Annotated in this window: 13 protein-coding genes; 2 read left to right on the plus strand and 11 right to left on the minus strand. The window is 35.3% G+C overall.

The annotated features are described in order from the left end of the window. Window positions 1–24 precede the first annotated feature (24 nt). The 6 genes from FYC62_RS08375 to proS all read right to left on the minus strand — a co-directional run bounded on the left by FYC62_RS08375 (window position 25) and on the right by proS (window position 5,833). On the minus strand, window positions 25–846 hold the full coding sequence (locus FYC62_RS08375; protein WP_149074626.1) for a phosphatase PAP2 family protein: 822 nt from the start codon (window positions 844–846) through the stop codon (window positions 25–27). A gap of 70 nt (window positions 847–916) precedes the next feature. Further along, complete coding sequence (locus tag FYC62_RS08380) at window positions 917–1,636, minus strand: hypothetical protein (RefSeq protein ID WP_039447588.1); 720 nt, start codon at window positions 1,634–1,636, stop codon at window positions 917–919. An 80-nt stretch (window positions 1,637–1,716) separates the two neighbouring features. Beyond that, complete coding sequence (locus tag FYC62_RS08385) at window positions 1,717–2,139, minus strand: META domain-containing protein (RefSeq protein ID WP_149074627.1); 423 nt, start codon at window positions 2,137–2,139, stop codon at window positions 1,717–1,719. A 44-nt stretch (window positions 2,140–2,183) separates the two neighbouring features. Continuing rightward, entirely contained in the window at window positions 2,184–3,047 is an 864-nt protein-coding gene (locus tag FYC62_RS08390; protein WP_149074628.1) for a TIGR02757 family protein, read from the minus strand. A gap of 109 nt (window positions 3,048–3,156) precedes the next feature. Further along, window positions 3,157–4,296 (minus strand): cystathionine gamma-synthase, encoded by a 1,140-nt coding sequence (locus FYC62_RS08395; RefSeq protein ID WP_149074629.1) that lies wholly within the window; start codon window positions 4,294–4,296, stop codon window positions 3,157–3,159. A 64-nt stretch (window positions 4,297–4,360) separates the two neighbouring features. Further along, window positions 4,361–5,833 carry a proline--tRNA ligase gene (gene proS / locus FYC62_RS08400; protein ID WP_149075887.1) on the minus strand — a complete coding sequence of 491 codons (1,473 nt, stop codon included), beginning with the start codon at window positions 5,831–5,833 and terminating at the stop codon, window positions 4,361–4,363. Window positions 5,834–6,098: 265 nt separating this feature from the next. On the opposite strand from proS, the gene FYC62_RS08405 reads away from it, so the two are divergent. Together FYC62_RS08405 and FYC62_RS08410 are read left to right on the plus strand one after the other, a co-directional pair. After that, window positions 6,099–7,043 carry a hypothetical protein gene (locus tag FYC62_RS08405; protein ID WP_149074630.1) on the plus strand — a complete coding sequence of 315 codons (945 nt, stop codon included), beginning with the start codon at window positions 6,099–6,101 and terminating at the stop codon, window positions 7,041–7,043. Window positions 7,044–7,230: 187 nt separating this feature from the next. Then, the gene (locus tag FYC62_RS08410) at window positions 7,231–8,721 is read left to right on the plus strand and encodes an OmpP1/FadL family transporter (protein ID WP_168199414.1); all 1,491 of its coding nucleotides are present in this window, start codon (window positions 7,231–7,233) and stop codon (window positions 8,719–8,721) included. A gap of 134 nt (window positions 8,722–8,855) precedes the next feature. Here FYC62_RS08410 and FYC62_RS08415 read toward each other — a convergent pair whose 3' ends face one another. The 5 genes from FYC62_RS08415 to FYC62_RS08435 form a co-directional block, all read right to left on the minus strand. After that, the gene (locus FYC62_RS08415; protein WP_039447599.1) at window positions 8,856–9,134 is read right to left on the minus strand and encodes a Txe/YoeB family addiction module toxin; all 279 of its coding nucleotides are present in this window, start codon (window positions 9,132–9,134) and stop codon (window positions 8,856–8,858) included. Beyond that, entirely contained in the window at window positions 9,131–9,355 is a 225-nt protein-coding gene (locus FYC62_RS08420; RefSeq protein ID WP_149074632.1) for a DUF2683 family protein, read from the minus strand. The genes FYC62_RS08415 and FYC62_RS08420 overlap by 4 nt, the downstream gene beginning before the upstream one ends. Window positions 9,356–9,477: 122 nt before the next feature. Continuing rightward, window positions 9,478–10,452: a hypothetical protein gene (locus FYC62_RS08425; RefSeq protein WP_149074633.1), complete on the minus strand. Its 975-nt coding sequence runs from the start codon at window positions 10,450–10,452 to the stop codon at window positions 9,478–9,480. A gap of 183 nt (window positions 10,453–10,635) precedes the next feature. Next, window positions 10,636–11,118: a Dps family protein gene (locus FYC62_RS08430; RefSeq protein ID WP_039447603.1), complete on the minus strand. Its 483-nt coding sequence runs from the start codon at window positions 11,116–11,118 to the stop codon at window positions 10,636–10,638. A 32-nt stretch (window positions 11,119–11,150) separates the two neighbouring features. Further along, a complete protein-coding gene (locus FYC62_RS08435; RefSeq protein ID WP_149074634.1) occupies window positions 11,151–12,482 on the minus strand; it encodes an NfeD family protein in 1,332 nt (443 codons plus the stop codon). Between the last annotated feature and the right edge of the window lie 13 nt (window positions 12,483–12,495).

The following is a 12,495-nucleotide window of genomic DNA, read 5'->3' on the forward strand; positions in this document are numbered from 1 at the left end:
TAAAGTATACATTATCAAGAAATATTAATGCTTAAATTGGTATTTAAGACTTAAACCTTGATAGTTAAAACCCATAGCAGGTGTAAGAGACAAATTTGTATTATTGCTTTTCTTGTGTAACTGAGGCACTAAAATACCAGCCCCGGCACCTATAGCATAGCCTAATAAATTATCAGAAAGAAAATGTTTACCCGCTTTTAATCTTAAATAGCCTACGGTAGCTGGTACAGCCGCTGCTGCGGCCCAAACGTATGGTTTAGCTTTAGAATCGGGATTAAAATCTTGAAAAACTTTAGCTACAAAGAAAGAAGCTGCTGCCGTTGCTGCTGTATGCCCTGCAAAAAAAGAACGTTGTGCATCTTTATCTATACGATCTTCTACTGGTAAGCTGGCATTATAAACCAAAGGTCTGCTACGGTCTACCAAACCCGCTGTTAAAGTAAAAGCAGCACCGGTAACAGCCATAGTTTCAACAAATAGCACCATTACTTGCCCAGCATGAGAGCGTTGACTTTTATTTAAGAAAGCCATGATGGGTGCAGCAGCAAAAGAGGCGTAAAAAGGGATATAGCTATCTTTATCAGCCTTATCAGAAAAATTCCCTGCTGTACCTCTGTCCATAAAAAAGATATCTTCTTTATTTAAATCGTTTAGCTGGGCCAAAGTAAGTTCATCTTTATTTTTAATGATACTAAGGCCTAAAACATTTAAGCCAACCAAACCTGCAACAATAGGTGCATCGGTTTTAAAACTGGTTCTATAAGGCGATGATTGCTCTTGAGCAAATACTAAATTCCCGAAAAATAAGGATAATAATACGAGGGTGTAAAATGATTTTAAGTTCATATGTTTTTCTTTTAGCAAAATTTTTTGATTGATTTACACCTAATCAAAGTACTTGCCAAAAACCTAGAACTTACATTTTATACACAATACCAAAGCTTAAAGAGGTATAACCACCTTTAAGATTTTTATTTTTAATGAGCCCAAAATTACTACCACTAGTATATTGTAGGTTAAGATTTTTACCAATTTTCATCCTGGTAAAGAAAAGAGGTTCTATAAAAACATTACTTTCTAAAGGTGCATTAATGTTATTGATGGTAAAATCTCGCATACTGATATAGTTTACACGTATTGCTGTACCATAAGTTAGCGGGAATTTAGAACCAAATAGTTTCAAATCTTTCTTCTTGTTTTTACTGAAATTTACTTGAGCAAAGGCTTTACTTAATGATGCATCTTGTATTTCTGTTATTTCAGGACCATCAAAAGTTAAATCTTTATACACCCTTCTGGAGTTACCAAAGCCAAAACCACCGTAAACTTCTAAAACACGCTCTTTTTGCTCGCCAAAGGTGGTAAAGTAGCCCGCTCCTATCTCCATAAAATCAGATGTAAAATCTCTTTTATCTTTAACTTGGTCTACATAAGCTCCGCTAAAAATAACACCAATATGGTTTGATACTGCATAAGCCGCATTAGCGCTAATATTTCCTTTTAAACCTATATGGCCGTCTACATTAAACTCGCCTTTGTTACGCAACATAGGTGTATTGGGTACATTAGGTAAATAAAGGGAAGAGCATGAACTCAGTAATACACCAACCAATACTATCGAAAAGATTTTTATCATATGTTTTTGTTACAATTTACAAGAATCCTAAACGAAGAAAAACCAGCATTAGTTTATACTCCAATTCTGGCATCTCCTTTTTAGGGCTTTTTGGTAAATCTCATGATGGCTACATCATCAATCAAAAGTGTTAAAGCGCTTTCATTTACAATGTAACGTGTAGATTTTTTTAAGCTTTCAAGAAATAATTGTTCTCCTTGTCCTTCGCAAAATCTTTTCGTTAGGGCCATAGGGGTATTAAAATCTATACCATTATCGGTAATCAGCAAAGCGCCACTTAAGCTATTGCAACTGGTATTACCATAAAGTTTATTGCTTGCAATATCAAAGGTGAGTTGTGGCTTTTGGTTGGGATATAAACCTTCAAAAGCTATTCTAGGGCCAGAGATATAATTAAGCTCCCAAGTACCAGTGAGTTGGTTTTTATCTTCCGTTGCTTTTTTAACAGCACAGCTACTGATGATGCATATGAAAAAGAAAATGAGGTAGTTGTGTTTTTTCATAATATTATTTTTTTAATGATAAATATAAGGAAAGGCTGTCGCTATCAAAACTTCTCTTCTATTCCTAAGCCAAATAGAGCAAAATCGTATTTCACAGGATCGTCTTTATCAAGCAATCTTAATTGCTGCGTAAGTTCTAAAGCTGTTTGCCAATCGGTTTGTTTACGTGTTATCAGATGAAGTTTACGAGCTACCCTATCTACATGTAAATCGCAAGGGCAAATCAATTGTGAGGGTTTTATCCTATTCCAAATACCAAAGTCTACACCTTTATCATCATCACGAACCATCCAACGCAAAAACATATTTAAACGCTTACAAGTAGATTTTTGTAATGGCGATGAGATGTGCTTTTTAGTGCGATGAGGAAAATCTGGCAAAGAGAAAAAATAAGATCTAAAGAAATTAAGGTTGCCTTCAATGGTTTCAGCTGCTAAATCTTCTTGTAAGCAAACTGCCGATTGATTTTTATCTTTCTTTTTTAATTGCGGACTTTCCAGATAAGCATCTTGATAAACTTGCTGCAATTGAAAGGGTAAAAAAGCATCTTCTAAACTCTCGAAATTACTATAATGATGCTTGAAGAAATGGATAAAATATAAAGTATCGGTATAGTTAAAGGTACGATGTTTAAAATGCTGAAATCTTTTTAAATCTTGCTCTTGATGATGAAGGATAAAATCATGCGGAGTGCCATCCATTAAATCAATCAGCTCTTTACATTTATTAATGATGGTGATTCTTTGTCCCCAAGCTAAAATAGAAGCCCAAAACCCCATGATTTCTATATCTTGTTTTTTAGAAAACAAATGCGGGATACATATAGGATCATGAGCAATAAAACCAGGTTGGTTGTATTGAATAACTTTTTGATCAAGAAAAGCTTTGAGATTTATGATTTGAGACATAAGGTATTGAAATTTCAGATATGAGACGTTAGGCTTGAGAAGTGATACAAAGAAATTATACACCAAGAGCGTACATACTCTGTACTTTCTACTCTATACTTTTGACTTTCTACTTTAACGCCTCTTTTAAATCTTCCAGTAAATCTTCAATATCTTCTACGCCAACGCTTAATCTTAATAAATTATCAGTAACACCAACTTTTTCACGTTCCTCTCTTGGGATAGAGCCATGCGTCATAGTTGCAGGATGATTAATTAAAGATTCTACTCCGCCAAGAGACTCTGCCAAAGAAAACACTTTGAAGGAAGAGGCTATTCTGAAAGTTTCTTGTAAATCGGCACCTTTTAAAACTATAGAAATCATCCCACCAAATCCTCTCATTTGCTTTTTAGCAATATCATGATTAGGATGATCCTGAAAACCTGGCCAATAAATTTTTTCTACTTTAGGATGGTTTTTCAAGAATTGAGCAACAAGAGCTCCGTTTTCGCAATGCGCTTTCATGCGAAGATGCAAGGTTTTAATCCCTCTTAAAGCTAAAAAGGCATCTTGCGGACCAGGTGTTGCACCACAAGAATTGTAGATAAACCATAATTTCTTATACAAATCTTCATCGTTTACTACTAAAGCGCCCATCACAACATCAGAATGCCCTGCAATGTATTTGGTAACCGAGTGCATCACGATATCTGCACCTAAATCTAAAGGATTTTGTAAATATGGCGATGCAAAAGTATTATCAACCGTTAGCAATAACTGATGCGCTTTAGCAATTTTGGCACAAGCCTCAATATCAATAATTTGCATAGTTGGATTGGTAGGCGTTTCTATCCAAATTTGCTTGGTATTGGCATTGATATAAGGCAGCATATTATCCGGATTTGACAAATCCAGAAAATGAAATTTGATACCATAATTGGCAAATATTTTCGTAAAGATGCGGTAAGAACCACCATATAAATCATTCCCGGTGATAACCTCATCACCAGGCTTTAGTAGTTTCATAACGGCATCTGTAGCACCCATGCCGCTAGAAAATGCTAAACCAAATTTTCCATTTTCTATCGCCGCAAGGCAATCTTCTAAAGCTTTACGAGTAGGATTTGTACCTCTAGAATATTCGTAGCCCTTATGTTCTCCAGGAGATTTCTGCCAGTAAGTAGAAGTCTGATAAATAGGAGTCATCACAGCCCCGGTTGTTGGGTCGGGTTCTTGTCCTGCATGTATAGCTTTAGTTGCAAATTTCATAAAAACACCATTTTAAAATTTTCCTACTTCCAACTCACCATCTGCTACTTACTCATTACCATTATTAATAAGCTCTCGCAAATAATACTCGTTGGCTTGATGGTTTTCCAGTTACCATACAAAGGCCTTCTTCCTGTTCGTTATTTAAAGGAATACATCTGATAGTAGCTTTTGTTTCTTCTTTAATTTTGGCTTCGGTTTCAGAAGTTCCATCCCAATGTGCGGCAATAAAGCCGGGTGTTTCATCTAAAGCCTTTTTAAAATCATCGTAAGAATCTACTTTTCTGGTATTCTCTGTTCTAAACTGTAAAGCCTTGTTATAAATACTTTCTTGAATTTCTTCCAGTAAAAGTTCTATTCTGTTGGCTATGCCATCTCTTGATACCGTTTCTTTTGTTTTGGTATCTCTTCTAGCAAGCTCAACGGTATTATTCTCTAAATCTCTACCTCCCATGGCTAAACGTACAGGTACACCTTTTAGTTCATATTCTGCAAATTTAAAGCCTGGTCTTTGTGTATCACGGTCATCATATTTAACAGAAATACCCTTTTGCTTTAAATCTTTGATGATAACATCAACAGCTTCAGAAATTTTAGCCAACTCTTCTTCTCCTTTGTAGATAGGTACTATCACCACTTGTATTGGAGCCAATTTTGGAGGTAATACCAATCCGCTATCATCAGAATGGGCCATAATTAAAGCGCCCATTAAACGGGTAGAAACGCCCCATGAAGTTGCCCAAACAAACTCTTGTTTACCTTCTTTACTGGTAAATTTTACATCAAAAGCTTTGGCGAAATTTTGCCCCAAAAAATGCGAAGTTCCAGCTTGTAAAGCTTTACCATCTTGCATTAAAGCTTCAATACAATAGGTGTCTAAAGCTCCTGCAAAACGCTCATTAGCGGTTTTCTTACCTTTTACTACGGGTAAAGCCATCCAGTTTTCTGCAAAATCTGCATACACATCAAGCATTTGCTCGGTTTCTGCAATAGCTTCTTCTGCGGTTGCATGCGCTGTATGGCCTTCCTGCCATAAAAACTCTGCAGTGCGTAAAAATAAACGTGTACGCATTTCCCAACGTACCACATTAGCCCATTGGTTTACTAAAATTGGCAAATCTCGGTAAGACTGTATCCAACCTTTATAAGTATTCCAGATAATGGTTTCTGATGTTGGCCTAACGATTAATTCTTCCTCAAGTTTGGCATCTTCATCAACAATGATATTGCCGTTTCCATCATTTTTTAATCGATAATGTGTAACCACGGCACACTCAGTTGCAAAACCATCTACGTGAGATGCTTCTTTAGAAAAAAATGACTTAGGGATGAATAAAGGAAAATAAGCGTTGCTGTGGCCAGTTTCTTTAAATTTCTGATCCAAAACAGCCTGCATTTTCTCCCAAATAGAGTATCCATAGGGCTTAATCACCATACAACCTCTAACGGCAGAGTGTTCTGCAAGGTCGGCCTTTGCTACTAATTCGTTATACCATTGTGAATAGTCTTGTGATCTGCTTGTTAATCCTTTACTCATGAGCTGATATGGAATAATTTTTGTACTTTTAATATTGATTCTAGTGCTCAAAGTTATAAAAATATTACACTTATAATTTTAGGTTTGATGCAACCAATTGTAATATTTTACGTCTTATAAACGTATGTTATTGTTAGACCAGAATTGTCTTTAAGACCTTAAAAATATACAACATGAAAAATAGAGTTATTATATCGGTAATTAGTGGGGGATTGCTCTAATTCTAGGTGGTTGTGCTACCGGCAATATCGCTACACAAACGGCTTTGTACGATGATGTTTACAACTCGGAAGTAGAAGCCAGAGCTTTGACATTTACGCCAAGGCCAGCAGCTAATGCTAACAACCATAGTTATGATTATTCTACTGATAATTATGCTTATGAAGAAGAAGCTGCACCTCGTTTGGATATAGAAAACCGTAACGATTACAATTGGAGAGACCATTATTACAATAACAACCTTGCATTTGACCCATTTTTTGACCCTGCATTTTCTATGGGTTCTATGGGTTGGAATAATTGGGGTTGGAATAGCTGGAACAGACCAGGTTTTGGTTTCAATTTAGGATGGAACAACTGGGGTTGGAATAATTGGAACTTAGGCTGGAATAATTGGGGATGGAACAATTGGGGTTGGAATAATTGGGCTTATAACCCTTGGTACAGTCCTTTAGGTTCTCCTTATTGGGGCATATATTCTTTCAATAACCCTTGGGGTGGCGGTTGGATTGGCAATGGCGGCTTATGGGGTGGCGGAGGATTTTTTCCGGGTGGAGGTGTCATCACCAGACCTAACAGCCCAAGGCCTTCCAGAGGAAGCGTTGCAACAAGACCTATTGATGCTGATGGAAGTAGCGTAAGCAGAATCCCTCGTCCAACAGGTCCGGTGAGTACAACTAGACCAGGAACGTCATCAAGACCTACAAGAGATAGCTATGGAGATTATAGCAGACCAGCAACTTCTAGTACAAGACCATCTTCTAATGGAGGTTCATCTAGCCCATCAGGAAATAGTAGACCAACAAGATCCGAAGCACAACAAAGTAGGCCTTCACGTACAGAAAGCAGCAGGCCATCTCGTACAGAAAGACCAAGTTATTCTCCTTCTCCAAGCTATAGCCCACCTTCAAATAGTGGTGGCAGTTCTGGCGGTAGTAGCAGAGGTTCTTCTGGAGGCCGCAGTTCTGGTGGTGGCAGACCATCAAGATAATTTTATCATAATTTTTTGTCAAATTGAGCGGAGTCGAAATATTGTTTTACGTCCTTTTAAAGGCTTCGACTCCGCTCAGCCTGACACTAAAAAAATGTGTTGATAAAGTTCAATTTATAAAAGATATACTTTATTAAATATCAGTGGTTGAAACTTAATACCTCTGATGATTATCCTTACAAAAAACATGAAATTAAAAATATTTGCTCTTACAACTTTTATAGTAGGTGCGGTTTCAAGTGTTTCTGCACAATACACTGCTGACGCATTAAAATTCTCTGGAACAGAAAATAGTGTTACTGCTAGGTTTGGAGGTTTAGGTGGCCCACATACTTCTTTAGGTGGAGATTTAAGTTCTCTTTATGGTAACCCAGCAGGTTTGGGCATGTTTAGTAGTTCTGAATTTAGCTTTACCCCTGGCTATGTTAATTCATCAAATAAAACCACTTATTTAGGCCAAAACTCAGAATCTTCTTTAGGCAACCTAAATATCAATAATTTAGGCGTTGTGTTTCATAGTCCAACATACAGAACAGGCGATTTAAAAAAAGGCCTTGTATCCATAAACTTTGGTATAGGCTATCAAAAAAACAACTTTTTTAGAAATGAAATTTCTTTTGATGGTGTTACCAATAATGCTAATGGATTGGGAAATTATTTTGCTTACCTAGGTAATACAGACATAAATCCAGATAATAATCAACCTTATCCTCCTAATCAAATTTTTGATAATTTGGTATTTGCAGCGCATGAGGGCTTTTTAATAGATTACAATACTGATGCCAACGAGTCTTTTTATTCTTCTAATACTCGAGCTAATGCAAATCAGGTAGTTTCGTACGATAGAAAAGGCGGGCAATCTAATGTTGATTTCTCTTTAGGAATGAATTTTAGCAATAAATTTTATCTGGGCTTTGGATTAGGCTTAGCATCTATAAATTATCGTTCAGAAGAATTGTTAAATGAACAAGGTTTAAATTTTGTTGATAACGTAAACTATAATGCCAATTTCACTAAGAGTTTTGATACTAGAGGTTCTGGCGTAAACTTCAAAATAGGTGCTATTTTAAAACCTGTTAAAGAAATTAGGCTGGGATTATCTTTAGAAACACCTACTTATTATTCTATTGATGATGATTATTATGAAGAACTTTCTTTAAGAGACCCTGATAACAGGCTGATTACTGATAATAACTCTTCACCTTTTTCTTATCGTTTAAACACGCCTTTAAAATTGAACGGAGGTATTTCCTTCTTTATAGGCAATAAAGGTTTTATCAGTGCCGATATTAATTATCAGGATTTTTCTACTATAAAATTTAGGTCTGATGAAAATGCTTTAAACATCAATACCAATAGGCAGATTACTTCTACCTATCAAGAAAGTATCAATGTGGGTTTAGGCGCCGAGTTTAAGGTTACCAATAGCGTAGCTTTAAGAGCTGGCTATAGAAATTTAGGAAGTCCTTATCAGGATATTGACTTTAAAGCTCATAGATATACCGGAGGAATTGGCTATCGTTTTGGTTCTTACACATTAGATTTTGCGTTACAGCACCAACAAAATAGCGCCTTATCTACCTCATTTTATACTTTTGATAATCCACAAGTTACTCCGTTTGCTAATACTAAGACTAACGTAACGGCGGTAAGTATAACTTTTGGAGCTAGATTTTAGATATCTCTAAAAGTCATAAAAAAGCCTTAAATGCATCATGCATTTAAGGCTTTTTTATGCTGGAATCTTAAACAATAACTCATTTTTCGCAACTATATTATGTCTTAAAAAGATATGAAGAGTTTAGTTTATTACTATTTATCTTCATAATGTCCCCAAAAAGCAAGAACTAAAACGATTACCTTATCATCCATTATCTTATAAACTAAGCGATGTTTATCTGTAATTCTACGAGACCAAACTATAGACTTAAAGTATTTTAATTTTTCAGGTTTGCCTGTTCCTTTTGTAGGATGTTCTCGTAATTCATTTAAAAGCCTATCAATCTTTGTAAGAACTTTTCTATCACCTGCTTTTTTATGTCTTTCAATATCTAAAATAGCTTCATCGGTTAGTTCTATGGTATAACTCATAAACCTAAAAACTTCTTTTGCTCTTCTTTAGCTATCCTTTTTATTTTTCCTAGATCTGCTTGCTCAATTGATTTGTCTATTTTAGCGGTAAATTCATCTTTACTTAACAAAGTTTTATCCTCTAATTTTACTACTTCAAAACGGACTTTCATTTCTTCCAATAAGGATTCAAGTAAAGATTTCTGCTTATCATTTTTAGGATATATGGTAATGCTGTCCATTTTCTTATTTTTAAGATGATATACAAAATTAATAAAAGTATTACGTAATATACTAAAATGAATTTTCCAAATTTTACTTCTTAATTGAAATTAGCCAATCAAAAATCCATTAAAAAAAGCAATTATTTCTTCACTACAAGCTCTCTTAACTCGCTATTAGGGTGATATTGATGATTACCTTCATGAAAGGCTAAGATAAGTGTCTTGCCTGGCCCCACAATATGTACTTTACCTTCTGGTGTAATGGTTGCAACGGTTAAATCAGAACTTCTGTAAATTAAGGGAAGTTTGGCACTAGAGCTAGCTCCTGCATCAAAATCAGCATCTCCTAGTTTTTTAACTGCTAAAGGCGGATAATTGATTTTTTGCTCTTGCTTATCGTACATCTTACCACCTTTATCTTTAAAATGTTGTACGTTACGCCATATCACTTTAGGACTCTCATGGCCATCCCTTACCGTACCATAAACACCATATTTATGATAATTCCCATTAAAATTATTGATAGCTTTTTCGTTATCTGCCAACTCAAAAACTTTCTCATCATTTAAATAGACCATAAATTTATTACCCACATCTTCTTGCAGGTGTATCACATTTACCTTTATCTCTTTCCCGTAAATATTATCCATCACTTTAACTCTAGTTGATGAACCACAATTAATGGTTAAGCTTCCGTTATCTTCATGAAAACCTCTTAGCATAAATTGCGTTGCACCTTCATGACTTCCCCAAATCTGCATTAAGCATTCGTCATCTAAAGGTTTAAAAATGGTTACATAACCTTCAAACTGGCGAGCACCATATTCATACTCGTTTATCAACCTAATTTCTGCCCGGTTAGATTTCTTATCATACAATTGGAATGTTTCTGTCTTATCTTTAGGGTTATAAGTGTAACTGGCGTTTTTACCCACCGATGTATGTAGCTCTTGATGCGCTGTCCAATCGTACATCATGTGTTTGCCAACCTCGTTACAGAGGTGTATTTTCTTTTTAGGATGATAGTTTTCCCAAGTAATACTACTTACAGGAATTTGAGCCATCAATTGAGATGATATAAATACCACCACAGTAGTTAATTTTAATTTTAGCATGATTTAGCTTATAAAGGTTTATTGGTCTTAACCCAAATATCAAAATTAAAAAGAATGAAAAACTACTGCATATTAGCAGATTCATCATTCAAATTAGCGTTAAAAAATTATGATAAACCGTTTTTTAATCAAAAAAAGGCACCTACTCAAGCAGATACCTTTTTAAATCATCAATGAAGAAATTTATTTATTTCCGTTGTATGCTCTCAACATCCAACTGGTTTTTTCTTGAAACTTCATAAAACCTGTAATCATATCGGCAGTACCTTCATCATTCGCATTTTCTGAGGCATTTTCGATGATTTCTCTTTCTAAATCAATAAGGGTTTTATAATCTTGCAATACAGCATCAACCATTTGCGCTGGCGCTAAACCTTCTGTTTGTATTTCTTTAATTTGAGCAACTTCTACATAACTTTTAAAAGTACTGTAAGGAGATTTGCCTAAAGTTAATACACGTTCTGCAAGTTCATCAATGGTGAGTTGGGCGTTATTGTATAATTCTTCAAATTTCACATGTAGCGTAAAAAAATCATTCCCTCTAACATTCCAATGGCAGCCTCTAAGCTTTTGATAATGAACTTGATAATTAGCTAATAAATCATTCAGTTGGTCTACTAATGCTACTACTTTTTTGTCGTTTAATCCTATTTTGTTTGTTGCCATAATCTATAAGTATGATTTAAATTAAAAGGTAATTAGCTATCAGATTTTCTAACTACCAGATTATAATTTTCAATCTTACTTACAACAATATTCGTTCCGTTCTCAATAAAACCATCATTAGAAACAGCATCGTACCAATTCCCATCTATTTCTATTTTACCTGATGGACGTAAATCGGTTTTAGCAAAACCAGTTTTACCAATAAAAGTGGTTTCTGGTTTCCTTACCTGATAGCCTTGTGTTGCCTGTTGCTCATCCTCTAAAACTAATCTTTTAAACATTTTAGATTTCAGGATATTGCCACCAAAGAAAGCACCAACTACAACTGCCCCAATCATAGAGAGGAGAACCAGCAAGAAAGAATTGGTTAAACGCTCACCACTGGTGACGCTAAAATCAAAGAAATCATTCAAAATAAGGCTAAAGGCCAATCCGCTTATAATCATCACAATGCCTAAAATACCAAAAATTCCAAAGCCGGGGATAAGAAATATTTCTAACACCAATAAAGCTATCCCCACAATAAATAATAGAATCTCCCAGTTATCTGCTAAACCTTCTAAATATAGAGGAGCGAAAAATAATAAAGCCGCTACAACAGAAACAAGCAAGGCAAAACCAATTCCGGGTGCTTGTAACTCAAAATAAATTCCTCCAATAATTAATAAAATTAAAATACCACTTACAGCCGGGTTGATTAAAAAGCCTATAATATTGTCTATTAAAGTAGGTTGATAAACTTCCAAATCGTAAGACTTTAAACCTTCTTTGGCTAGTAATTCTTTTATAGAGCTAGCTTCTGCATCGCAAAAACCATTAGCAATAGCTTCTGAAGTGGTAAAAGTGAGTACCTTACCTTTGGGTTTAATATTAGGTATTTCTAAATCCGGATCAACAAAACCTTCTGCTATTTTAGGGTTTCTACCTTTGCTTTCTGCCGTAGTACGCATTAAGCCACGCATATAAGATTGATATTTCTCTGGTAGCACCTCGCCTTCTGCGTTTACAACACTTGCTGCGCCAATACTTGCTCCTTTGTGCATATAAATTTTATCGCAAGCTATAGCAATTAAAGCACCGGCTGATGCTGCATTGTTATCTATAAAAACAACAGTTTTCATGGGTGCGGTTAAAATAGCAGAGCGTATAGAATCTGCATAATCTAGCATGCCGCCAAAGGTATTCATGTGTATCAATAAAACATCGGCTTTTTGTTGTTTCGCATTTTCTATAGCTATTCTAGTTGTACGCCAAGCAGCCGGATTTATTTCTTGCTTTAAGTTAAACTGATAAACTTTTGGCTGCGCCATTGCAAATTGACTGCCTATAAACACACTTATGAACAAGTAAAAGATATGCTTCATGATATTAATTTCT

Source organism: Pedobacter aquae (genome assembly GCF_008195825.1).
Classification (GTDB): domain Bacteria; phylum Bacteroidota; class Bacteroidia; order Sphingobacteriales; family Sphingobacteriaceae; genus Pseudopedobacter; species Pseudopedobacter aquae.